The 22197-nt window shown below is 70.4% G+C and carries 21 protein-coding genes and 2 pseudogenes; 12 read left to right on the plus strand and 11 right to left on the minus strand.

Annotated elements, in window-relative coordinates; genetic code table 11:
• The coding region (locus tag ONA70_RS15975) for an IS630 family transposase (RefSeq protein WP_265007225.1) at positions 1-1226 on the minus strand (1226 nt) is incomplete at its 3' end.
• A 105-nt stretch (positions 1227-1331) separates the two neighbouring features.
• Between ONA70_RS15975 and ONA70_RS15980 the strand changes: the two genes are divergently transcribed.
• The 3 genes from ONA70_RS15980 to merB all read left to right on the plus strand — a co-directional run bounded on the left by ONA70_RS15980 (position 1332) and on the right by merB (position 5492).
• Positions 1332-1646, plus strand: a complete 315-nt coding sequence (locus ONA70_RS15980) for a hypothetical protein (protein WP_265007226.1) — start codon at positions 1332-1334, stop codon at positions 1644-1646.
• Positions 1647-1767: 121 nt separating this feature from the next.
• Entirely contained in the window at positions 1768-3900 is a 2133-nt protein-coding gene (locus tag ONA70_RS15985) for an RHS repeat domain-containing protein (protein WP_265007227.1), read from the plus strand.
• Between the two features lie 596 nt (positions 3901-4496).
• Positions 4497-5492 (plus strand): alkylmercury lyase family protein, encoded by a 996-nt coding sequence (merB, locus tag ONA70_RS15990; RefSeq protein ID WP_265007228.1) that lies wholly within the window; start codon positions 4497-4499, stop codon positions 5490-5492.
• Positions 5493-5726: 234 nt separating this feature from the next.
• On the opposite strand, the gene ONA70_RS15995 is transcribed toward merB, so the two are convergent.
• From ONA70_RS15995 to ONA70_RS16020, 5 genes are all read right to left on the minus strand, one after another.
• The gene (locus ONA70_RS15995; RefSeq protein WP_265007229.1) at positions 5727-6098 is read right to left on the minus strand and encodes an ArsR/SmtB family transcription factor; all 372 of its coding nucleotides are present in this window, start codon (positions 6096-6098) and stop codon (positions 5727-5729) included.
• Between the two features lie 419 nt (positions 6099-6517).
• Positions 6518-8152, minus strand: a complete 1635-nt coding sequence (locus tag ONA70_RS16005) for a multicopper oxidase family protein (protein WP_265007230.1) — start codon at positions 8150-8152, stop codon at positions 6518-6520.
• Between the two features lie 10 nt (positions 8153-8162).
• A complete protein-coding gene (locus ONA70_RS16010) occupies positions 8163-8609 on the minus strand; it encodes a hypothetical protein (protein WP_265007231.1) in 447 nt (148 codons plus the stop codon).
• 91 nt (positions 8610-8700) lie between these two features.
• Positions 8701-9543 (minus strand): NAD(P)H-binding protein, encoded by an 843-nt coding sequence (locus tag ONA70_RS16015; protein ID WP_265007232.1) that lies wholly within the window; start codon positions 9541-9543, stop codon positions 8701-8703.
• Between the two features lie 59 nt (positions 9544-9602).
• A complete protein-coding gene (locus tag ONA70_RS16020) occupies positions 9603-10034 on the minus strand; it encodes a YybH family protein (RefSeq protein ID WP_265007233.1) in 432 nt (143 codons plus the stop codon).
• Between the two features lie 72 nt (positions 10035-10106).
• Between ONA70_RS16020 and ONA70_RS16025 the strand changes: the two genes are divergently transcribed.
• The gene (locus tag ONA70_RS16025; protein ID WP_265007234.1) at positions 10107-11009 is read left to right on the plus strand and encodes a LysR substrate-binding domain-containing protein; all 903 of its coding nucleotides are present in this window, start codon (positions 10107-10109) and stop codon (positions 11007-11009) included.
• Positions 11010-11076: 67 nt separating this feature from the next.
• A pseudogene (locus tag ONA70_RS16030) lies at positions 11077-11172 on the plus strand (IS5/IS1182 family transposase); the annotation flags it as partial.
• Between the two features lie 98 nt (positions 11173-11270).
• Here the strand turns inward: ONA70_RS16030 and ONA70_RS16035 are convergent.
• Together ONA70_RS16035 and ONA70_RS16040 are read right to left on the minus strand one after the other, a co-directional pair.
• Entirely contained in the window at positions 11271-11696 is a 426-nt protein-coding gene (locus tag ONA70_RS16035) for a nucleoside deaminase (RefSeq protein WP_265007235.1), read from the minus strand.
• A complete protein-coding gene (locus ONA70_RS16040) occupies positions 11693-12544 on the minus strand; it encodes an LLM class flavin-dependent oxidoreductase (protein ID WP_265007236.1) in 852 nt (283 codons plus the stop codon). The genes ONA70_RS16035 and ONA70_RS16040 overlap by 4 nt, the downstream gene beginning before the upstream one ends.
• Before the next feature lie 93 nt (positions 12545-12637).
• Between ONA70_RS16040 and ONA70_RS16045 the strand changes: the two genes are divergently transcribed.
• On the plus strand, positions 12638-13096 hold the full coding sequence (locus ONA70_RS16045) for an Lrp/AsnC family transcriptional regulator (RefSeq protein ID WP_265007237.1): 459 nt from the start codon (positions 12638-12640) through the stop codon (positions 13094-13096).
• A 261-nt stretch (positions 13097-13357) separates the two neighbouring features.
• On the opposite strand, the gene ONA70_RS16050 is transcribed toward ONA70_RS16045, so the two are convergent.
• Positions 13358-14806: an MFS transporter gene (locus tag ONA70_RS16050; protein ID WP_265007238.1), complete on the minus strand. Its 1449-nt coding sequence runs from the start codon at positions 14804-14806 to the stop codon at positions 13358-13360.
• Positions 14803-15174 carry a nuclear transport factor 2 family protein gene (locus tag ONA70_RS16055; RefSeq protein WP_265007239.1) on the minus strand — a complete coding sequence of 124 codons (372 nt, stop codon included), beginning with the start codon at positions 15172-15174 and terminating at the stop codon, positions 14803-14805. Before ONA70_RS16055 ends, ONA70_RS16050 begins: the two co-directional genes overlap by 4 nt.
• A gap of 68 nt (positions 15175-15242) precedes the next feature.
• Here ONA70_RS16055 and ONA70_RS16060 point away from each other — a divergent pair, with 68 nt between their 5' ends.
• Together ONA70_RS16060 and ONA70_RS36945 are read left to right on the plus strand one after the other, a co-directional pair.
• Positions 15243-15887 carry a TetR/AcrR family transcriptional regulator gene (locus tag ONA70_RS16060; protein WP_265007240.1) on the plus strand — a complete coding sequence of 215 codons (645 nt, stop codon included), beginning with the start codon at positions 15243-15245 and terminating at the stop codon, positions 15885-15887.
• A gap of 104 nt (positions 15888-15991) precedes the next feature.
• Positions 15992-16171, plus strand: a pseudogene (locus ONA70_RS36945) (hypothetical protein); the annotation flags it as partial.
• A gap of 53 nt (positions 16172-16224) precedes the next feature.
• Here ONA70_RS36945 and ONA70_RS16065 read toward each other — a convergent pair.
• Positions 16225-17400, minus strand: coding sequence for an ROK family transcriptional regulator (locus ONA70_RS16065; protein WP_265007241.1), 1176 nt, complete (start codon positions 17398-17400; stop codon positions 16225-16227).
• Positions 17401-17595: 195 nt separating this feature from the next.
• Between ONA70_RS16065 and ONA70_RS16070 the strand changes: the two genes are divergently transcribed.
• The 4 genes from ONA70_RS16070 to ONA70_RS16085 are packed head-to-tail and all read left to right on the plus strand — an operon-like array spanning position 17596 to position 22191.
• Positions 17596-18660 (plus strand): Gfo/Idh/MocA family protein, encoded by a 1065-nt coding sequence (locus ONA70_RS16070; protein ID WP_265007242.1) that lies wholly within the window; start codon positions 17596-17598, stop codon positions 18658-18660.
• The gene (locus ONA70_RS16075; protein WP_265007243.1) at positions 18657-20159 is read left to right on the plus strand and encodes a sugar ABC transporter ATP-binding protein; all 1503 of its coding nucleotides are present in this window, start codon (positions 18657-18659) and stop codon (positions 20157-20159) included. The genes ONA70_RS16070 and ONA70_RS16075 overlap by 4 nt, the downstream gene beginning before the upstream one ends.
• Complete coding sequence (locus ONA70_RS16080; RefSeq protein ID WP_265007244.1) at positions 20156-21181, plus strand: ABC transporter permease; 1026 nt, start codon at positions 20156-20158, stop codon at positions 21179-21181. The genes ONA70_RS16075 and ONA70_RS16080 overlap by 4 nt, the downstream gene beginning before the upstream one ends.
• Positions 21178-22191 (plus strand): ABC transporter permease, encoded by a 1014-nt coding sequence (locus ONA70_RS16085; protein WP_265007245.1) that lies wholly within the window; start codon positions 21178-21180, stop codon positions 22189-22191. The genes ONA70_RS16080 and ONA70_RS16085 overlap by 4 nt, the downstream gene beginning before the upstream one ends.
• Positions 22192-22197: the final 6 nt, after the last annotated feature.

Here is a 22197-nt window from a genome sequence, read left to right on the forward strand (position 1 = left end):
TAGTGGTCCCGGCCGTAAGTCCTTCGGGGGTTATGTGGCGGGGGCCGGTGCGGCAGGCTGGTGGTCGCAGCCGGAGGGCTGTTGGGGTTCTGCTCTTTCTGTTCGTGTCGCTCGATCCGGGCTATGAGGTCCTCGAGGTCGGCCGGGGTGAACCTCCATTTGAACGGCCGGGCGGTCGCGTTGTAGCGCTGCTCGAAGGCGGTGAGCCGGTCTTCGACCTGGTCAAGGCTGGTGAAGTCGTTGGGTGTGAGGACCTTGCGCCCGACGATCGAGAAGTAGATCTGGATCTGGTTGACCCACGAGGCGTGGACCGGCGTGTGGACCATGACCGCGTTCGGGAACCGCTTGGTGAGGCGGTCGACCGCGGTCTGGCCGCGGTGGGACGAGCCGTTGTCGGCTACCCAGAACACCCGCTTCGCGGAGGCATACGGTTCTTGGGTCATGACCTGTTCGACCAGGGTCATGAACGGGACGATGCCGGTGGTGGGCGAGTAGTGGCCGACGACGCGGGCCTGGTGGACGTCGTAGGCGGCCAGGTAGGCCAGGGCGCCTTGGCGCTGGTATTCGTGGTTGACCCGCATCGTGCGGGCGGCGCCGGGTGGCAGGGTGGGGTGGCAGCGGCAGCGGGCTTGGATGCTGGTCTTCTCGTCGCTGGAGATGACGTACTCGTCCGGGCCGAGCGGAATGCCCTGGTAGGTGCGGGCGTAGAGGTCGAGCACCCGGGTGGCCTTGGCGGCGAAGTCCGGGTCACGGATGAAGATCCAGGACTGGTGCTGCCAGGGTTTGAGGGTGTCGGCGGCCAGGATCCGGCGGATCGTGGATGCGGAGATCGCCGCCGTGATGCCCCGGCTGACGGCTTCAGCGGCCAGGTCGGGGCAGCTCCACGTCGACAGCGGCGTACCTGTTTCGGCCGGTAGCTGGCAGGCGAGGGCTTTGACCTCGGCTACCTGTGCCGGGGTGAACCGGGGTGGCCGCCCGGACCGGCGCCGGTCGGTCAGCCCTGGCAGGCCCTGCTCGGCGTACCGGCCACGCCACAGGCGCACGGTGTCGACGTGCACGCCGTGGCGGACGGCGATCCTGGCGTTGGAAAAGCCGTGCGCGGCGTCGCGGACGATCCGTGCCCGGATGACCTGCTGGTAGCCAGCGGCATGGGAGTAGGCCAGGGCTTTGAGCCGGTGCCGTTCGGTGGCGGTCAGCGTGATCGGGCGGGCGCGACAGACGGGCACGGGCTCGCCTTCTGATCGATGATCCTGATGGCTGGATCGTCGATCATGGCGACCCGCCGGGCAGCGCCCAGCAGGACACACCGGCCGGCGGGCAGGATATGACCCATGCCCGTCATTCCCGAGTCCACCAAGGTCTCCCTGGCGCAGCGGCTGCGTGAGCACGCCAAGGCGAAGTGGCCGCAGCTGGCCGCGGTGCACGTGCGCTACCACGGCCAGTTCGCCTACATCACCGGTGAACTCAACGACGGTGAACACCTGCCGCTGATGCGGTTCCGATACGGCGGGTCCGCGCATCGCTGGGGCACCGCCATCTACGTGGCCAGCACCAACAGCTACGAGAACCAGATCTGGTTAACCGGCAGCCCCAAAGAGGCTTTCGACTTCGTCTGCGACATCCACATCGGCCCGACCACACCCTGACCACGACTGCACCCAAACCCCGGCCAGTCAACCCCCGAAGGACTTACGGCGCGGACCGCTAAGGGGCCTGCCCGCGACCGCGACCAGCTACGACACGAAGGGCAACCGGTTCACCAGCAAAGTGCTCGCCTACACCGGCCGGTACCAGAAACGCAAAACCGAGGTCACCATCCCCGCGTCCGAAGCGGACCTCGCCGGCAGCTACGTCTCCTACACCTCGTACAACCCCGACGGCAGCGTAGCGGGGGAAAGCTACCCCGAAGCCGGCGGGCTGTTCGCGGAGGAGGTCTTCCACACCTACGACGACTTCGGACGCCCACTGACCACGTATGGCGGACCGGAGGGAACGACCGTCACGTACGCGGCCAGCACCCAGTACACCCGCTACGGCGAGCAGCAGCGACTGCAACTGGGCACCGGCACCAAGCGAGTCTGGCTGTCGAGCTACTTCGACCCCTCCACCCGCCGGCTGAACCGCACAATCGTCGACGCTGAGACCACCAACCCGATGCAAGCGGACGTGAACTACGAGTACGACCCGACGGGAAACGTCGCCTCCATCGTGGACAACGCGCTCGGCCAAGACGTCGACAGGCAGTGCCTCCGCTACGACGACCTACGCCGGCTGACCGAAGCGTGGACACCGAGCGAAGACTGCGCCGCCGACGCGGACGCGACCAAACTCGACGGCCCGGCACCGTACTGGCAGTCGTTCACCTACGACCACGCCGACAACCGGCGCAGCAAAGTCGAGCGCACCGCAGCCAGCACCGCCACCACCACCTACACCTACCCCGACCCGGGCAGCGACCGGCCCCACGCGCTCACCTCGACCACCGGCGCGGGTGCCCAGACGTACAAGTACGACAACGCCGGCAACACAATCGCCCGCGGAAACCAAACCCTCACCTGGGACGAACTCGGCCACCTCGCCACGGCCGGCGACACCAGCTTCGCCTACGACACCGCCGGCCGACGGCTGATCCGGCACGAACCGGACGCGATCACCCTGTACCTCGGCGGCCAGGAAATCCGGCTCGACCGCAACACCGGCGCCCTCACCGGCACGCGCTACTACAGTCACGGCGGCGGCACCATCGCCGTACGCACGCCGTCCAACCTCACCTGGATCGCCAGCGACCACCACGGCACCGAACAGGTGGCCATCGACGCCGACAAGCTCACCACAAGCAAGCGGCGCTTCGACCCCTTCGGCAACCCGCGCGGCACGCAACCGCCAAGCTGGCCGGACGAGAAGGGCTTCGTCGGCGGCACCGTCGACGCCGGCACCGGCCTGACCCACCTCGGCGCCCGGGAGTACGACCCCAACACGGGCCGCTTCATCTCGGTCGACCCGGTGGTCGACCCGACCGACCCACAGCAGTTGAACGCGTACGCGTACGCGAACAACAGCCCCGTCACCATGACCGACCCGGACGGCCTCAGGTACTTCGTCGATCATGAGGGGTACGTGACGGCCCCGCCCGCGAAAGCGATGACGCCGAAGGCGCTCAAGCGCATCGAGAAGAAGATCCAGCGGGTGCGCTGGCGGTACTCGAAGCTGTTTACCTGCCTGGCCGATCCGAAGTGCAAGACTCCCCAGCTGGACAGCATCCCCCCGGCCACGTACAAGCCAAAACATGCGCCAGCCACCCGGGCGACCGATCGAGTTGCTCAACACGACTGGAACGGCTCCAGCGGGCCGCGGGGCAACGTTGGGGGCTACAACGCCAAGGGCGTGCCGTCGCAATCCGAACAACGATTCAAGGTCGTCAACGATATGTTCAACAAGGCTACGGGTGGGGCCTCACCCTTCCTCGGTATCTCGAACGGCCCACAGTTCGTGTCGGGGTCCTTCTGCTTCACGGCGGGCGCCGGCGCGGTTATCTCTGCCGGTATGGCAACGTGTCTCAACTGGGATTCTGTCGGGATCAGCTACAGCGGGCAGGGAAAGGTCGGCGTCGAGATCGGGGGCGGAGCCGAGGCGACCTTCTCCCTTCGCATGAACACGGACAGCGCCGAGGATGTCATGAGCGGACTGACGGTCTCCGGGGCCGTCTCCCCGAAGCTCATCGTAGGAGCCGGCGGTGGCGTGAAAACCGAAGTCGAGCTCTCGCTGACCAGCGGGCAATTCAGTGGATCGGTACAGGTCGACGTGGGAATCGGGGGCAAGCTCAGCCTCGCCGAGGCGTCGTTCAACGCCGGAGCGAACACCGGCTATTTGGTAAGGTGGTGCGACATCAACCTCTGTTGATGGCGGACCCGGCGTTGCCGGGTTACGACAGCCAAAGGCGCGGAGAAACCAACCTCTGGGTTCTGCTGAACGATCGCCAACAGGACGTGGTGTCCGGAGTTGTACGAGGTGAGGGGTTGCGGTCTCCCCACGTGAGATGCGGGTAGTCGCCGGCCAGGGATTGACCGGCGACCACCCGGTGGGTCAGCGCTGGTGCTCGACGACCGGGCACACGCCGATGTTGCCCTACCGGGCGCTGGGATCCGCTCGGCCGACTTCGACGCCGTGTCGAAGTCGGCCAGGTCTGTCCCGCAGAGGTCAGCGACGATCTCACCCGAGCCGGCGGCGCCGGCATGGGCGGCATGGTCGCGGGCATGGTCGGCGAGGCGGCGCTCGGCTCCGCCGGCGGGATGATCGCCGATGAGGTCTTCGACTCCTTCGGCGACGACGAGGGTGGCGAGGACGAAGGCTGACTTCCTCGATCGGCATCTGGTGCCTCCTGTCAGCGCGCCTTGACCTTCGCCTGCACTGGAAGGTTCAGTCAGGTACGGGGTAGAGCCGTGCTGGCCAGTCGGTGACGCGTGATGCCACCGGGGGCGTTTGCTAGGAGGGCTGTGATGACCGCGGCAGCAGATCGCGCAGCAGAGGGCCAGGTAGCTGTTGAGCTTCGTTCCGTGCCCGACTGTCCGAACCTCGCGCAGGCTCGGCGCGAGTTGCGTGCGGCGCTGACCGACGTCGGTCTGCCCCTCGCGGTGGTCACCGAGGTCGTGGGGGACTATCCGTCGCCGTCGATCCTGGTCAACGGTGTGGACGTGATGGGCGACATCGACGACGGGTCAGCGGCCTGTCGCTTAGACCTCCCTACTGGCGAGCGCATCCGCGCTGCCCTGCGCCAGGCAATAGGCGCCGAACCCGCCACCGCAGTGACGGAGCAGAGCCGGGCGGGTTGCTGCGCGCAGCCGGGCAACGCGATCCGCACCGACCGGCCCCGCCGCGCAGAGCAGCTCCCCGACAGCCTCCGGCAGGTGCATCGAGCGATCCTGCGTCACTTCGCCGCCACCGGGGCTGCCCCCACCGACGCCGACATCCGCGCTGCCGTCAGCACGGCGGACCTGGACACCGCAAAGGCGCTGCGGGAACTTGCCCGGGATGATCTTGTCGCCGTCAACAGCGCCGGGCGTCTGGTCGCGGCCTACCCGTTCTCCCCAACGCCAACACCGCACATGGTGGCACTCGGCGATGTCGAGGTGTTCGCGATGTGCGCCATCGACGCGTTGGGCATGCCGTTCATGCTCGGTACCGACGCGGCAATCGTCTCCGTCGATCCGCACACTGGCCGGCCGGTCCGCGTGATCATCACCAACGGTGCCGCCACCTTCCAGCCGGCGGAAGCGGTGATCGTGTATGCGGCCACCGGAGACACCGGTCGCTCCGTGGACGCCTGCTGTTCCACCATCAACTTCTTCACGAGCGGGTCCAGCGCTCAGGCATGGATCAACGCCCACCCCAACCTGGTCGCCACTGTTCTCGACCAGGACCAGGCCGTCACCCTAGGCCGCGACATCTTCGAACCGCTGCTTGGCCGCAACACCGCCCTCGGCCGCTTGGTCTGACGCCCGGTTGGCTATCGCCACCGTTGAAAGCGGCTCACCGGCCAGCGGCGCCGGCTGGGCGACCCACGGGCAAATACCGGTGTCCCTGCTCCGCGACCACCGTGTCGTCACCGATCCGATCAGCCCGGGCGGCGCATGAGGCAAGGCCTTGTCGGCGTGGTCCAGGCGGCGGTGACCAGAGCGGACGCCAGTGCCGGCGCCAGTAGCACCGGGCGCAGACCTTCGACAGTGCGCTCAGCGGGCCTTTTTCGTCGTCCGCTTGCGGGGCGGGGTCAACAGGTCGGCGATCGCCGAGATCGCGGACGGCACGAGCCGGTAGTACGCCCAGACGCCGCGCTTCTCGCGTTCGAGCAGGCCAGCTTCGGTGAGGATCCGAAGGTGGTGACTGACGGTCGGCTGGGAGAGACCAAGCGGCGCGGTGAGGTCACTGACGGACGCCTCGCCCTCGGGAGCGGACTGGATCAGGCTGAGCAGTCGCAGCCGGGCCGGGTCGGCGACCGCCTTCAGCACTCCCGCGAGCCGCTCGGCATCGGCACGCTTGATTGGCTCGCCAGCAAGCGGCGAGACGGCAGACGTTGCTGTTTTCGTAGTTCCCACGCCTTCCATCGTTGCACCAACACCATCGATTGGCCGGTTGAACCAGGACCCGGTCACCGTCCGTTTGGGGGCAGGAGCCGTGATGACCTGCCCCGGCCGTCAGCGGCCGGACGAGAGCCTGCCCCCGCGGACAGCGCTGGCGGGTTGGTCAGGCGGAAGTTCCGGCTTCCAAGTGCTGACCGTCTGGGCGCGTGCCCACGACGGCCGGCCGTTGATCGTGGCCGTGCACGGAGTTCGGCCCGATCTTCGAGCACGTCTCCAACAAGCACGCCGATCTCGTATTCGGCAAGGTCGACACCGAGGCCCAGCGGGAACTGGCGCAGGCCGCTGCGGTGTGGGTTGTGGATCCGGTCGTAGCCGGATGGGCAGGGCCCCCACGGGTGTCAGCGATGGCGTTCGGCGGGGGTATCTGCTGCGCGCGGCGGGGGTCAGCCGATCTCGAGGTTGGCCATCATTCCCATGTCTTCGTGTTCTGCGTTGTGGCAGTGGAAGAGGTACCGGCCGCGATAGCCGTCGAAGCGGGTGATGATCTCCGCCGACTCGCCGGGCCGCAGCGAGATGGTGTCCTTCAGGCCCGCGTCGTGAGCGAGCGGCTGCCGCCCGCCGCGGGAGAGTACCTGGAAGCCGACCAGATGCAGATGGACGGGGTGATGGACGTCGGCGATCAGCCGCCACACCCCGACGTCGCCGAGGTTCACGGTCACGTCGGTGCGCGCTGGGTCGAACGGCCGGCCGCCGATCAGCCAGCCGTGGTGGCCGTGCATGCGCCCGGCGCGGAAGGCGAACTCGCGCACCCGGACCGCGTCCGACTGGTGCCACGACGGCAGGTCGCGCGCCAGGACGGGCGGGATGCGGCTGTCGTCGGCGGCCTTGCGGGCGATCCGGAAGGCCATCACGTCGCGGGTGCGGCCGGCGCCCAGCCGGTTGCGGATCCGGACACGGTCGCCGCCGGGGACGTCCGTGAAGTCGACGATCAGGTCGTAGCGTTCGGCCGGGGCAATCGGCAGGGATCGGTGGGTGACCGGTGCCGCAAGCAAGCCCTGGTCGGCGCCGATCTGGACGAGGTCGAGCCGGCGTCCGTCGTCGGTGACTGCTTCGAGCTCGTAGTGCCGGGCGTTGGAGGCGTTCAGGATGCGCAGCCGGTATCGGGCCGCGTCGACCTCGTGCACCGGCCATGGGGCGCCGTTGACCAGGATCACGTCGCCGAGGACTCCGGCGAGATAGGATTCGCGGACGCCCGGCCGGTCCCGCAGGCTGGGGTCGAGGGCGGGGTATTTGAGGTTGCCGTCACTGTCGAACGCGCGGTCGGCGATCATCAGCGGCACCTCACGGGCGCCGGCGGGCAGGCCGAGCGCGTCCTCGGCGTCGTCGCGCACGAAGTGCAGCCCGGCCAGTCCCCGCCAGATCGCGGGTGCGGTGAAGTCCATCCGGTGGTCGTGGTACCAGAGCATCGTCGGCCGCTGGTCCGTCGGGAACGTGTAGTCCCGGGTCAGCCTCGTCACCACGGCCCGTGGATCGCGCATCCCGGCCATCCCGCTCGGGCCGCTCATGGCGCTCATGCCGTCCATCAGGGACATGTCGGCCATCTGATGCATGGCCGACGTCCCGCCGGCGGGTTCCGGCCAGGCTTCGGGCAGGACGAGGTCGGTCGGGTATCCGTCGGGAGTCGGTGTGTTCCGCCCGCCGTGCAGGTGCACGACGGTCGGGACGGGGAGCTCGTTGCGATGCGTCACGGTGATCGGCCGGCCGCGGCGCGCCTCGATCGTCGGCCCCGGGAACGTTCCCTCGTACGTCCACATCGGTGTCCTGACACCGGGCAGGATCTCCACCTTCACCTCGCGCTGCGTCACCTTATACCGGTCGACGCCGCCGGAGGTGCTGACCGGCTTCAGCACCGGGGGAAGCGGCAACGGCGTGCGGAACGCGGGTGGCAGCGGGATGGCGCTGCGCAACTCGGCGCCGGTGGCCGCCGGGCGGCGGGACAGCGCGGCCGCGGCCGACAGCCCGGTGGCCGCTGTCAGCCCGAGTGTGCCGCCGATACCCAGCAGCCGGCGCCTGGTCATGCCAGGGTTCCTACGCACTGTCGTCCTCCTCACCCGTGGCCGGCCCGATTGGCCCGCTCCACACAGCGATGAACTGCACGACGAGCCCGACGATGGTCAGCACCCCCAGCGGGAGGTGCAGCCACAGCGTCCCGTCCAGCCCGGCGAAGTACTGCACCGTCTCGGCCGCCACCAAGGCCAGCGTGGCCAGGCACAGCCAGGCCTGACGCAGCCGGACCCAGACCACGACCGCCGCGATCAGCTGTAGGTAGCCGAGGGAGGTGACGATGTTGGCGCCGACCTCGTGCCAGCGCAGGCCGTCGAAGTCGCCGCTGAGATAGATGCCGGCGAACACCGGTTGCCCGAAGATCGCCACCATGTGTGCGCTGACGATGAACCGCAGGATCCATCCGGCGGGGCTCACCCGGTGTGCGGCATCGGTGCGGGCCGGGCCGATGCGCTCGGCTGTGGTCGCCATGAGGCGCCCTCCTGATTCCGCTCTCGATTCGTTCGATGGGACGATCGCGCCCCGGGAGGGAGATCCGGGGCGCGATCGGATGTGATGGCCGTCAGACCAGTGCGGGGTCGAAGGCCGCCGCGCGGTGGGCGGCCCACTGCGCGTAGGTGAAAGCCGGTCGCCCGGCGATCTCCTCGACCACAGGTGAGATGTCTGCGACCGTGCCGTCCCGAGCGGCCAACCCGGCGATGAGCTGGTCGATTACGGAGGCGAGCATGCCGTGGTGCAGCATCTGCTCCCGGTACTGGTCCGGGGGCACCTCCTCGAACCGCAGCGGCCGCCCGATCGCCTCGGCGATGATCCGCACGCGCTCGATCTGGGTCAGCGACTGCGGCCCGGTGAGCACGGGGGCCTCGCCGACGCGCCGTTCAAGCAGGGCGCGTACGGCGACCGCGGCGATGTCGCGCGGGTCGACGGGGGCCATCGCGGCGTTCCCGTAGACCCCGCGGACGACCGCGCCGTTGCCGATCTGCGGCGCCCAGGCCAGGTCGTTGGTCATGAACGCGCCGGGACGCACGAAGGTCCACGGCAGCCCGGAGTCCAGGACCGCCTGTTCGAGGCGCTGGTGCTGTCCGCCGATGAATCCTGGGGTCTCGGACAGGACGCTCGACGACGACAACAGCACGACATGTCGCAGGCCGGCTCGCCGCGCCGCGTCGAGGAAACCGTCCGCCCCCGCGAAGGCCGGGGACATCAGGAACGCCCGTCCGACGCCGGAGAGCGCCGCCGGCAGGGATTCGGGCCGGGCCAGGTCTCCGCGTACGACCTCGACGCCGTCCGGGAAGGAACGGCTGTGGGGCTCGCGGCTCAGGATACGTACTCTCTCGCCCGCGTCGAGCAGTTCGCGGACGACGTTGGCACCGACGTTTCCGGTGCCGCCGGTGACAAGGATCATGGCGGTCCCTCCGCTTGGTTTCTTCGAGGCCGCCGACCGGAGCCGGCATCCGCGTACGGTCAGGGCTGGAGGTCGACCACGCCTTTGCCGCTCCGGATGTCGAGCGGCACCGAGACCTGGTCGTGGGTGATCAACCAAACGCCGTCGATCTTCTGGAGGCAGTAGGTGACCCTGACCCACATGCCGTCCGTTGCCACCCCGTTCCGCAACGTGCCGCTGAGGCGGGCGAAGGCGTATCCGAACGCCATGTCGTCGCCCGCGACGACGGTCAGGTCGCGAACCTCGTAGGCCAGACGGTCGAAGGCCTCGAACACACGGGCCCAGTTCGCGAGCTTCGCCGCGATGCCGACGTGTTGCAGCGGCGGCTCGACGTCGAAGGACACGACGTCCGGCGCGTAGAGCTGCTTCAGGCCCTCGAGGTCCTTGGCGGTGACTCGGTCGACGATCGTGTCGATCTGCCGGCGGATCCCGGCTGCGTCATGATTTCCCATGCCGTCGACGCTATGACCTTGGAGTTATGCTGTCCAAGACCAGTATCGCTATGACGTTATGCGTCGGGAGGCATGGTGGAGCTGAACTCGCTCCGGCAGTTCCTGGTGGTGGCGCGGCTGGAACACCTCAGCCGGGCCGCCGACGAGTTGCGCGTCGCCCAGCCGTCACTGAGTCGCACCATCGGCCGACTGGAGAGCGAACTGGGGGTGCCGCTGTTCGACCGGAGCGGGCGCCTCCGGCTGAACGACACCGGCAAGCTCTTCCGCGACCACGTCGAACGCGCCCTCGGCGAACTCGACGCCGGACGACGCGCCGTCGCCGAGGCCGCAAGTCAGGGCCTGGGCAGCGTGAGACTGGCGTCGGAGACCTTCCTCACCCTCACCGGGCCACTGGCGGCCTTCAAACGCGCCCATCCCGCCATCGAGATCGAACTCCACTGGTCGCCAGCGGAGGACATGGGCCGCCGCCTGCGCGCCCAGGACGTCGATCTGTGCATCGCCTCGCAGCCGATCCACGCCGAAGGCCTGGAATCGGCGCACCTGTTCGACGAAGCGGTGGCGGTGGTGGCGCCGCTCGGCCACCCGCTGGCGGACCGCACGATGGTGACCGTCGACGAACTCGCCAACCAGTCCTTCATCACCGCCCGAAAGGGACATTGGCTCCGCCGGCTGCTCGACCGCCTCTTCGCCGCCCGCGGCCTCACGCCGAAAATCGTCTGCGAAAGCGACGAGCACAGCGCCATCGCCAGCATGATCAGCGCCGGACTCGGCATCGGCCTGGTCCCCGCCTTTGCCCGCCGCAGCGCCCCGCACGCCCCGGTCGCCTGGATCACCGTCGACAGCGCCGAGTGCCGACGCACAGTCACCCTCTACTGGGGCGCCGACAGCCACCTGTCAGCCGCCGCCCGCCTGATGCGCACCACGATCACCCGCTGGGACTGGACAACCGGCGCGCCGCAAGGCGAACGGCCCTGAGCAGCGCCTGGTCTTCGCCGGTGTCGACCTCGCTCTGCCAGACGCAGTAGCCAAAGTGCTGGAGGTCCTGACCAAGCTGCGCTGCTGTCCCCGCCGCTCGACCGCGATCGTGCAGGCCATCCTCGTCCTGCACGAGGTCGAGACCAGCCGCAACTCAGGATGAAAAGGGCTCCATGATCAGGATGGGGTGGTGCGGACGACCTCGTCCAAGGGCGGGAGGTGACACTGGGACGAACGGCACCTATCTGTGCCATGTGCGGTCTAGTAGTAGTTGTCGATCGGCTGGCGCGCCTCGTCGAACAGGGCCGGCCCCTCGTACCGTACCGGGGGCAGGGGCGGGGTGGCCGGCTTGATCTCCTCGAACTGTTCTGCGGACAGGGCGTACACCACCCGGCCGAGGCCGGACCGGGTGATCGCGGTCGTGCACATCGGGCAGGGCTGGCAACTGGTGAACATGGTGGTGTCCGCGGCCACGTCGGGGGCGAGTTCCCGAGCGGCCCAGCGGGCCAGTTTGAGTTCCGGGTGGGCGGTGATGTCTGAGTCGGAGAGCACGGTGTTGTGGTCCTCGATCAGGACGGTGCCGTCCGCGCCGACCAGCAACGAGCCGAACGGCCGTTCGCCGGATGCCCCGGCCTTGTTGGCGAGTTCCACGGCACCGCGGAGAAACTTCTCGTCGTCGGGGGTCATCGGTCCTCCTGGGATTTGTGGTACGCGGCCACGGCCGCGAGAGTCTGCCAGGCGCGCTCGGGCTGGCGGATCTCGGTCAGGTCGCCGTTGAACGGGTCGAGTACCACCGTCTCCGCGCCGAGCAGACGGATCTGGTCGATGTCGGCGATGATCTGGTCGATGGTGCCGACCCCGGCGAGCCGGTCCGGGGCGGTGACCGCTTCTCGGGTCTGCCGGAGTTGGATGCGTGGCGCCAACGCTGGCACCGGGCGGCCGAGTTCGTCGGCGGTGGCCTTCAGCCGCCCGGCTGCCTCCGCCAGCCATCCGGGCGTGACCCGCAGCGGGTGCCAGGCGTCACCGAGCCGTGCCGCGCGGCGGATGCCGGCGTCGCTGTTGCCGCCGACCCAGATTGGGATCGGGGCCGTGTCGTAGTCGTCGGTGTTGCGCCAGGCGTCGCGTATGGCGTGCAGGTACTCGTCAGTGAGCGCGCCGCGCCGCCGGAACGGCACGCCAAGCGCCTCGAACTCCTGACGGGCCCAGCCGACGCCGACGCCGAGGACGAGCCGGCCGTCGCTGAGCCGGTTGAGGTTCGCCGCCATCCGGGCGGTGAGCAGCGGGTGCCGGTACGGGACGATGAGCACGGTCGTGCCCAGCCGGACCCGGTGGGTCACCCCGGCCAGCCAGGACAGCGTGGTGAACGGCTCGTAGAACGGCGCCGGATACTTCTCGGCCACGTCTGGGGTCACCGCGATGTGGTCGGAAACCATCAGCAGGTCGTAGCCGAGACCCTCGACCGTCTGCGCCCACTGTCGCAGCATGCCGGGGTCGGTGCCCGGGGCGAAGTTCGGTACGTTCACGCCGATTTGCACGCGATCCAGGCTAGCCAGCGTGGGTCCGGCGTGGAACACCTTGTTCCCTGCCTTTGCTGGCTTTCGCCGTGGATCCGCCGGTAGATTGGCGCAATGGCCGAGAATATTGACGCCGTCGATTGGTCCATCCTGACCGAGTTGCAGGGCGACGGCCGCCTGCCGATCACCGAGCTCAGCCGGCGGGTCAAGCTGAGCGCGTCGGCCACCAGCGAGCGGGTCAGGCGACTGGAGAGCATCGGTGTGATCACCGGTTACCGCGCCGAGGTCGACCTGCCCAAGGCGGGCTTCGCCGTGCTCGCAGTGGTCCGGCTGAAGTATCCCGGCAGTCGGCACGAACCGCTGCACCGGCTGCTCGAGCGACGGTCGGAGATTCTGGAGTGCCTGCGCACCACCGGAGAGGACTGCTACCTGCTGAAGGTGGCCGCGACGTCGATGGCACACCTCGAACAGATCGTCAACGAACTCGCCGCGTTCGGCAGCACCACCACCAACGTGGTCTACAGCGCCACCCTGCCCTATCGCGGCCCGCGCCCGACCCCGCCCCACTCGTGACCCGGCGTACGAAGGCCTCCGCCGCGCGGGAACGACCGCAGCCCGATGAGCGCGCCGCCCCACCCGTGCTCCAGGGCCCGGGCCTGGCTGGTGAGGGTCTGCAGGCTGCAGGCATTTCACCTGAAGCCGAGTAAGCGGGGCGTCCTGGTCGTGCTGGCGAGGAGGGGTGTGGTCGCCACGACAGCCCTCTCCGGTCCGGTGCGCCGCGATTTCCTGCGTTGGGGCCGCGCCGCCGTGTCGTGCGGGCCGATACTCCTCTGCTCATGCATGACCGGCACCCTCCGATCCATGCAGGTTCGGCCGGGCGGTGACCAGGACGGCGGCGAGGACCGCGCCCGCGAGCAGCAGCGCCGCGGCCCAGGCGGCGGCCACCGTGTACCCGTGGATGAGCGCCTCGGCGTGGGGGCGCGAGCGTGCGTAGCCCGCGGTCGCTGCGGCGGCTGTGGTGTTGAGCACCGCGACGCCGAGCGACCCGCCGATCTGCTGTGACGTGTTGACCACGGCAGCGGCGACGCCTCCGTCGCGCGGGTCCACTCGCTGGGTCGCGGCGTTCATCGCGGGTACGAACACCCAGCCGATGCCCAGGCCGAGCAGGACCTCGGCGGGCAGTACCCGGCCCGCGTACCCGGATGCCGAGTTGAGCGTGGTCAGCAGCAGCATGGCGACGGCGGCCGTCACCAGGCCCGGGACGATCAGGGTCCGCGGTCGTCGGTGCGGCAGCAGGCGGCCGGCGAGTTGTGCGCTGACCAGTACCGCGGCCGACAGCGGGAGGAACGCCAACCCGGCGCGGAGCGGCCGGTACCCGAGGAAGACCTGCAGGTAGTACGTCAGGAACAGGAATACGCCGAGCATCCCGGCGACCGCCGAAGCCACGGCCAGGTACGCGCCGACGCGGTTCCGGTCTCCCACGATCCGCAACGGGAGCAACGGGGCGGCCACCCGGGTCTGCACGACCGCGAAGGTGGCGAGCAGCAGCACCCCCGCGACCAGCGGGCCGGCCACCCGGGCGGAGGTCCAGCCATGCGAGGCCGCCTGGGCGCAGCCGTACACGAGCGCGACCAGGCCGGCGGTCGCCAGTAGGGCGCCGGGTACGTCCAGGCGCACCCGCCCCGGCGGCCGGACGTCGTCGAGGAGCGCGGTGCCGCCCGCGATCGCGACGATCGCGACGGGCAGGTTGATGTAGAGGCACCAACGCCAGTTCGCGTCCGCGAGCGCACCGCCGAGCACCAGCCCGAGCGCGCCCCCGCCGCCGGCGACGGCCCCGAAGACGGCGAAGGCCCTGGCCCGGTCCGCCGGCGCGGTGAAGGTGACCGTGAGCAGCGATAGCACGGTCGGCGCGAGCAGTGCCGCGAACCCACCCTGCAAGGCGCGGGCGGTGACCAGCACGCCGAGATCGGGGGCGGCGCCGCCCAGCGCGGAGGCGGCCGCGAACCCGATGAGGCTGACGACGAAGGCGCGCTTGCGTCCCGCGTAGTCGGCGACGCGGCCGCCGAGCAACAGCAGCCCGCCGAACGCCAGGGTGTACCCGGTGATCACCCACTGCCGGTCGGCGTCGGAGAACCGCAGCGCGGACTGCGCGGACGGCAGCGCGACGTTCATAACGGTGGCGTCGAGCGCGATCATGAGCTGCGCGAGCGAGACGAACGCCAGCCCGAGCCAGCGTCGGCGGCCGGTCCGCTCCGCCCCGCGCAAAATGGCGGCGGTGCTCACAGCGGGCCGGCGATCGGGCTGAGGTGGACGCCGGCGAGGAGCCAGCGGTCCTCCTGCCGGACTGCCACCAGGGTGGCGCGCACCTCCGCGCTGACGTCGCGCCCCTGGTGGGTGGTCCGCTGCACCTGGCTTCCGACGACGACGGCCGCCGAGCCGTACTCCCGTGCCTGCGGGTCGCGCACCTCGAAAGCGCTGTTGCGCAGCTCGCCGGAGCGGTAGCGGGCGAGCCACTGCTGCCTGGACAGCACGAAGCCGCGTGGGCCGACGGCTACGAAGTCAGCCGCGAGCAGCTTGTCCAGTGCATCGGCGTCGCCGTGCAGTTCGGCCTCGGCCCACCAGCCCACGAGATCGAGTACGCCTCCACTCATGTCATTCACCCCAAAACCTAGAGTCACTCTAAATTTCTAGCAACTATAGCAGGACCTATGATGGGTCCATGCAAACCGAGCTTGGCTTGCGGGAACGCAAGAAGCGGCAGACCCGCGAGGCGATCACGGCGGCGGCGTTCGAGCTGTTCGCCGACCACGGCTTCGATGGCGTGAAGGTCGCGGAGGTGGCGCGGCGGGCCAACGTGTCCGAGGCGACCGTGTTCAACTACTTCCCCACGAAGGAGGACCTGGTCTACGGCCGGCTGGAGGAGTTGGAGGCGGCTCTCCTGCGGGCGATCCAGGAACGGCCGGCGGGGCAGCCGATCAGCGCCGCGTTCCGCGGGTTCATCCTCGGCCAGCGCGGGTTGCTCGGAGCCAGCGACCCCGAGGCGCGCGAGCGGCTCGCCACCGTCAGCCGGATCATCGCGAACAGCCCCGCGCTGCTGGCCCGCGAACGGCAGGTCTACGACCGGTACACGCGAGCCCTGGCCGAGCTCATCCGCGAGGAGCGCTCGGTCGGTCCGGACGACGTCGAGTCGTGGGCGGTGGCCAACGCGGTCTTCGGGGTGCACCGGGGCCTGGTCGAGTACGTCCGTCGGAACGTGCTGGCGGGCCGGGGCGGGCCCCGTCTTGCCCAGGCGGTGCGCGCTCAAGCGGAGCGGGCGCTCGCTGTGCTCGACCGGGGACTTGACGGGTACCCGGACTGCCGCTGAGCAGGCAGCTCTACAGCGGAGCAGCAGCACATGAGTACGGCACTCAAGGATCAGGTGGCGCTGGTCACCGGCAGCTCCCGAGGGATCGCTGCCGCTCCCGAGGGATCGGTGCCGCGATCGCCACGACCTTCGCCAGGGCGGGCGCGCGGGTCGTGCCGCACGGCCGGGACGTGGACGCGCTCGCCGCGTCCACGCCGCCACCACCCGTCGGCGGCCAGGCCATCACTGTGACCGGGGATGTCACCATCGCCGCCGATCTTGAACGGTTGCGGGCGCAGATCCTCGACCGTACGGGCACCCCGACGTGTTCGTGGCGAACCTGGGCGCTATTCGTGGTTCAGGCCAGCTCGCGGTCCAGCACGGTGGGGGAGAGGACGTGCTGGACGACCATCACCGCAGCGCCGATCACACCCGCGTTCGCGCCGGCCTGTGAGGTGACGATGCGCAGGCGTTCGGTGGCCAGCGGCAGGGAGCGCCGGTAGATCGACTCCCGTACGCCGGCCAGCAGCATCTCGCCGGCCTGCGCGAGCGCCCCACCGATGACGATCAGCGATGGATTGAACAGGCTGACACCGGCGGCCAACACCTCGCCGATGTCGCGGCCGGCCTGCCGCACGGCCTGGCCGGCCTTCGGGCTGCCGGCCTGCACGAGAGCCACGACGTCGGCGTTGGTCGTCGCGTCGAGGCCGGCAGCCCGGAGCTTCGCGGCGATGGCCGGGCCGCCGGCCACCGCCTCCAGGCACCCGCTGTTGCCGCAACGGCAGAGCACGTCGTCCGCGTGCGGGGCCAGGATGTGCCCGAGGTCGCCGGCTGCGCCGACGTCGCCGCGGTGCAGCTGACCGTTGCTGATCAGGCCGGATCCGATGCCGGTCGCGACCTTGACGAAGATCATGTGAGCCTCGTCCGGGAAGCAGCGGACGTGCTCGCCGAGCGCCATCAGGTTGACCTCGTTGTCCACCAGCACCGGCACCGGGAAGTCGGCGGCGATCCGCGCGGGCACGTCGTACCCGTTCCAGCCGGGCATGATCGGCGGGTGGGTCGGTTTCCCGGTCGAGTGCTCGACCGGGCCTGGTAGCCCGATGCCGACGCCGGCGACGGGGGTGGCGGGGCCGTGGTCGGCGCGCATCCGTCGCCAGGTGTCGGTGAGCAGACCGAGCACGGCGTCCGGGCCGTCGGCGATGTCCAGCGCGAGCCTGTCGATGGCCAGCGGCTCTCCGGTCAGGTCGGCGATGGCGACGGTGGCGTGGGTGGCGCCGACGTCGGCCGCCAGCACCACTCGCGCGCGGGCGTTGAACACGAACCTGCTGGCGGGCCGGCCGCCGGTGACGGCGTCGTCGCCTCCGTCGGTCACCAGCCCGGCGTCCATGAGCGCGTCGAGACGCAGGCGCACGGTCGACCGGGCCAGTCCGGTTTCGGTCGCCAGCTCGGCACGGGTGCGTGCCTGCCCGTCGCGCAGCAGCCGGAGCAGGTCGCCGGGCGACGTCGGGGCGGCGGCGCTTTGCCCATTGTTCATCCCTCAATTAAAGCGAAGCGGTCGGGTTGCGTCGGCAGACACGAGGGTTTGAGATGTTGATCATCCCAATTTGGACGAGCAGCGCGCATCTTTTGATTGACGATCGTCATAAGTGGACGCTACCGTCGGCACATGTCTGTGACCGATGTCATACAGGCGTCTGGTGGTCTTGAGTCCGAGCGGCAGACGCCGCGCGTGGCGGTTGTCGGCGCGGGGTTCATGGGGCAGGTGCACGCGGAGGCGGCCCGGCGTGCCGGGGCGAGCGTCGTCGCCGCGGTGGCGTCCCGCCCCGAGGGGGCCGCCGCCGCGGCGCGCGCCGTCGGCGCGGACGAGGGCTACCCGGACCTGGCGGCCCTGCTCGACGGCGCCGAGTTCGACGTGCTGCATGTGTGCACGCCCAACGCGTCGCACGCGCCCGTCGCCGCCGCCGCGCTCACCGCCGGCGTGCACGTCATCTGTGAGAAGCCGCTCGCGACCGGGAGCGCCGAGGCCGTAGCGTTGGTGGAGGCGGCCGGCGACCAGGTGGCCACGGTGCCGTTCGTCTACCGCTTCCACCCGATGGTGCGCGAGTTGCGCGCCCGGCTGGCCGCGGGCGAGGCGGGCGTGGTCGCCAGCGTGACCGGCGGCTACCTCCAGGACTGGCTGTCCCGCCCGTCCGACGACGACTGGCGGATCGACGCCGCGCTCGGCGGGCCGTCGCGGGCGTTCGCCGACATCGGCTCGCACTGGTGTGACCTGTTCGAGTTCGTCACGGGCGACCGGATCGCCCGGCTGTCCGCGCGCACCGCGGTCGTGCACGAGCGCGTCCGCAGGAACGGCCAGCCCACCGAGGACCTGGCGGCCGTGCATTTCACCACGGCCGCCGGGATGGTCGGCACGCTGGTGGTGTCGCAGGTCGCCGCGGGCCGCAAGAACCGGCTGCACCTGGAGCTCTCCGGCACCGAGGCGAGCTTCGGCTTCGACCAGGAGGACCCGGAGCGGCTGTGGGTCGGCCGGCGCGAGGGCGGCCAGACGCTGCTGCGTGACCCCGGAACGCTGCACCCATCCGCCGCGCGTTACGTCCGGCTGCCCGCCGGGCACGCGCAGGGCTACCAGGACTGCTTCGACGCGTTCGTCGCCGACACCTACCGGGCGGCGCGCGGCGAGGGCGTCCCCGACGGCCTGCCCACGTTCGCGGACGGCCTGCGCGCCGTCCGGATCACCGAAGCGGTGCTGGCCTCGGCGGCGGCGGACGGCGCGTGGACAGAGGTGCCGGCATGACCCCCGGCACCACGACGAGCGTACGGCTGACCGGGATCAGCAAATCGTTCCTCGGCGTGCCCGTGCTGCACGGTGTGGACCTGGAGCTGCGGGGCGGCGAGGTGCACGCGGTGATGGGCGAGAACGGCGCGGGCAAGTCCACACTGCTCAAGGTGCTGGCCGGGGTGCACCGGCCGGACGGCGGCACCATCGAGGTCGACGGCGCCGAGATGTCCTTCGCCAGCCCCACCGACGCGCAGCGGGCCGGCATCGCGATCATCCACCAGGAATTCACCCTGCTGCCGCACCGCAGCGTCGCCGAGAACGTCTACCTCGGCCGCGAGCCCGTGCGGCGGATGCAGGTCGACCGGCGGCGCATGGTGGCCGACACCCGAGAGCTGCTGGACTGGCTCGGCGAGGACGGCATCGATCCGACCGACACTGTGGCGTCACTGTCGGTCGCCCAGCAGCAGGTCGTGGAGATCGTCAAGGCGCTGTCGACCGACGCTCGGGTGCTGGGCATGGACGAGCCGACCGCCGCGCTCGCCGACCACGAGGTCGAGCTGCTCTACGACCTGGTGCGCCGGCTGCGCGAGCGGGGCATCGCGATCCTCTACGTGTCGCACCGGATGCGCGAGGTGTTCGACCTCTCCGACCGGATCACCGTGCTCAAGGACGGGCGGTTCGTCACCTGCGCCCCGACCGGCGAGCTGACCTCCGAGGACCTCGTCCGGCACATGGTGGGTCGCGACCTGGGCGAGTACTACCCGGACCGGGCGGGCCCCGACGACCTCGGGACGGTCCGCCTGGCGTTGCGTGGCGCCGGCAACGACCGCGTCCGCGACCTGAACCTCGAGGTACGCGCCGGGGAGATCGTCGGGCTCGCCGGGCTGCAGGGGTCCGGCCGCTCCGCGGTCGCGCGCGCGGTGTTCGGCGTCGAGCCGTTCACCCGCGGCCTTGTGGAGGTGGACGGCGTGGTGCGGCGGGTGACCCGGCCCCGCACCGCCGTACGCCTCGGGATCGCGCTGGTCACCGAGGACCGCAAGGGTGACGGGCTGGCCCTGCGCCAGTCCGTACGCGACAACACTTTGCTGGTGCGCCGCGCCGCGCTGCGTGGCGGGCGCGCCCGGGCGAGGTCGGACGTGCCGGCGCTGCTCGATCTGGTGGCCGTCGTGGCCCGCGGCGAGCACCAGGAGGTGCGCTTCCTGTCCGGCGGCAACCAGCAGAAGGTCGTGCTCGCCAAGTGGTTGGCGGTGGAGCCGAGGGTGCTGGTGGTCGACGAGCCGACGCGCGGCATCGACGTCGGCGCGAAGCGGGCCGTGCACGAGCTGCTGCGCGATCTCGCGCGGCGCGGCGTCGCGGTGCTGATGATCTCCTCCGAGCTGCCCGAGCTGATCGGGATGAGCGACCGGATCCTCGTCATGCATGACGGTGCGCTGGCCGGTGAGCTGCCCGCCGGCGCGAGTGAGGGGGCTGTGATGGCATTGGCCACCGGGCACGGGATCGGTGAGGCGGCGTGAGCGTCCTCCAGGAGAACACCCTGCCGGTCCGGTCGCGGACCACACGGCCGGCGATGCGTCGGCGGTTCACCCCGACCGTCATCGTCTACCTTGCGCTCGTCGCGTTGCTCGTCGTCGGCAGCGTGCTCGTCGGGCTGCGCGGAGAGGTCCTGCTCGACCAGGGCGGCATCCTCAACATCCTCACCCGGGCCACCGCGCTCGGCCTGGTGGCGATAGGACAGACGATGGTGATCCTCACCGGATCCCTCGACCTGTCCGTCGCCTACCTCGTCGGCCTCACCTCGCTGATCGCGGCGGAGACGATGGCCGGGCGCAACGGCATGGTCGTGCCCGGTGTGCTGCTCGCGCTCGCCGTGGCCGCCGGCGTCGGCCTGGTCAACGGGTTGGTCATCACCGTCCTCAAGGCCAACGCGTTCATCGCGACGCTGGGCGTGGCGCTGATCCTGCGCGGCTACCTCGAGGACAACTACACCGGCCCGGCCGGCGACGTGCCGCGTGGCTTCCAGCATCTCGGGTACGACCGGATCGGTCCGGTGCCGGTCGCGGCGCTGCTCATGCTGGCCGCGGCCGCGCTGGCCTGGTGGTACCTGTCGCGGACCCGCCCCGGCTACCACATGTACGCCGTGGGCGGCGACATCGAGGTGGCCCGGCTGTCCGGGGTGCCGACCCGCCGGGTCATCGTCACCGCGCACGTGCTGTGCTCGGTCGCCGCCGGCCTGACCGGGATCTACCTCGCCAGCCGGCTCGGGTCGGGCGCTCCGTACGTCGGCACCGACGCCGGCTACGACCTGGAATCGATCGCCGCCGTGGTGCTCGGCGGGACGCTGCTCGCTGGCGGCCGGGGCGGCGTCGTGGGCACCATCGGCGGTGTTCTCATTCTCGCCACACTCGACACGATCTTCGATGACCTCGAGGTCGACCCGTTCTTCAAGGACGTGGTGCGTGGTGTCGTACTCGTGACCGCGGTCGCCCTCTACGCCCGGCGCATGGTCGCCAGTCGCGCTCGTGGGAGGTTGGCATGACCTGGCGTCCCCGCCTGGCCGAGGGCACCGCGCCGGTGCTCATCGTCCTGCTCCTGCTGCTCATCGGCCTCGCGATCGCCGGCCCGGCCTACGCCGAGCCGTCCGGCTACCTGGCCCTGCTCAAGCGGGCCGCACCGCTGATGATCCTCGCGATCGGGCAGTACTTCGTCATCGTCTCCGGCGGGTTCGACCTGTCGGTTGGCGCGCTGGTGACCGCCGGGGTGGTCATCGCGGCCCGGCTCATCAACGGCAGTGAATCCGCGACGGCGCGGGTGATCCTGCTCGTGCTCGGATTCGGCCTGCTGGTCGGTCTGGTCAACGGGCTGGTCACCACGAAGCTGCTGGTGCCGTCGTTCATCGTCACGCTCGGCATGCTGCTCGTGCTCGACGGCGCGATCTTCCTGTGGACCGGCGGTGCCCCGCGCGGCGCGCTGTCCGCCGGGTTCCGGACGTTCGGGCGCGGCGCCGTGGATGTCCCGCTGCTCGGCGAGGTCCCGTGGTCGGTGCTCATCCTGCTGGCGATCCTGCTGGCCGCGGCGCTGTTCATGCGCGGGGGTACCGGCCGGGCGCTGGTCGCGGTCGGTGACAACGAGGCCGCCGTGCGGCTGTCCGGCGGCCAGGTCGACCGGCTCCGGTTGCTCGCGTTCGTCCTGTCCGGACTGCTCGCCGCGATCGCCGCGATCCTGCTCGGCGGGTTCGCCGGCGTCTCGGCGCAGGTCGGGGACGGTCTGGAGTTCCGGGCGATCACCGCCGTCGTCCTGGGCGGCGTGGTCCTCGGCGGCGGGCGCGGGTCGGTGGTCGCGGCGGCCGCCGGAGCGCTCTCGCTGGAGTCCCTGTTCACGCTGCTGAACCTGCTCGGGGTCAGCGGCGCCCTCGAGTCGGCCGTGCAAGGCGTGATCATCATCGCCGCCGTCGCCTACGCCGCCCTCGGCAGCGGCGTGCCGCAGCGGCTGCGGTGGTGGCCGAAACAGCGGGACAGCGCGCGGCCCGCGCAACCCGCCTCCTCCTGACGTACC

This window comes from Micromonospora yasonensis, assembly GCF_026013475.1.
Taxonomy (GTDB): domain Bacteria; phylum Actinomycetota; class Actinomycetes; order Mycobacteriales; family Micromonosporaceae; genus Micromonospora; species Micromonospora yasonensis.

What these genes read in the sequence shown, in the direction of transcription:
- ONA70_RS15980 (WP_265007226.1), top strand. Translation starts at nt 1,332, where the DNA reads ATGCCCGTCATTCCCGAGTCCACCAAGGTCTCCCTGGCGCAGCGGCTG.
- merB (WP_265007228.1), top strand. Translation starts at nt 4,497, where the DNA reads ATGACCGCGGCAGCAGATCGCGCAGCAGAGGGCCAGGTAGCTGTTGAG.
- ONA70_RS15995 (WP_265007229.1), bottom strand. Translation starts at nt 6,098, where the DNA reads ATGGAAGGCGTGGGAACTACGAAAACAGCAACGTCTGCCGTCTCGCCG.
- ONA70_RS16005 (WP_265007230.1), bottom strand. Translation starts at nt 8,152, where the DNA reads ATGACCAGGCGCCGGCTGCTGGGTATCGGCGGCACACTCGGGCTGACA.
- ONA70_RS16010 (WP_265007231.1), bottom strand. Translation starts at nt 8,609, where the DNA reads ATGGCGACCACAGCCGAGCGCATCGGCCCGGCCCGCACCGATGCCGCA.
- ONA70_RS16015 (WP_265007232.1), bottom strand. Translation starts at nt 9,543, where the DNA reads ATGATCCTTGTCACCGGCGGCACCGGAAACGTCGGTGCCAACGTCGTC.
- ONA70_RS16020 (WP_265007233.1), bottom strand. Translation starts at nt 10,034, where the DNA reads ATGGGAAATCATGACGCAGCCGGGATCCGCCGGCAGATCGACACGATC.
- ONA70_RS16025 (WP_265007234.1), top strand. Translation starts at nt 10,107, where the DNA reads ATGGTGGAGCTGAACTCGCTCCGGCAGTTCCTGGTGGTGGCGCGGCTG.
- ONA70_RS16035 (WP_265007235.1), bottom strand. Translation starts at nt 11,696, where the DNA reads ATGACCCCCGACGACGAGAAGTTTCTCCGCGGTGCCGTGGAACTCGCC.
- ONA70_RS16045 (WP_265007237.1), top strand. Translation starts at nt 12,638, where the DNA reads ATGGCCGAGAATATTGACGCCGTCGATTGGTCCATCCTGACCGAGTTG.
- ONA70_RS16055 (WP_265007239.1), bottom strand. Translation starts at nt 15,174, where the DNA reads ATGAGTGGAGGCGTACTCGATCTCGTGGGCTGGTGGGCCGAGGCCGAA.
- ONA70_RS16060 (WP_265007240.1), top strand. Translation starts at nt 15,243, where the DNA reads ATGCAAACCGAGCTTGGCTTGCGGGAACGCAAGAAGCGGCAGACCCGC.
- ONA70_RS16065 (WP_265007241.1), bottom strand. Translation starts at nt 17,400, where the DNA reads ATGAACAATGGGCAAAGCGCCGCCGCCCCGACGTCGCCCGGCGACCTG.
- ONA70_RS16075 (WP_265007243.1), top strand. Translation starts at nt 18,657, where the DNA reads ATGACCCCCGGCACCACGACGAGCGTACGGCTGACCGGGATCAGCAAA.
- ONA70_RS16085 (WP_265007245.1), top strand. Translation starts at nt 21,178, where the DNA reads ATGACCTGGCGTCCCCGCCTGGCCGAGGGCACCGCGCCGGTGCTCATC.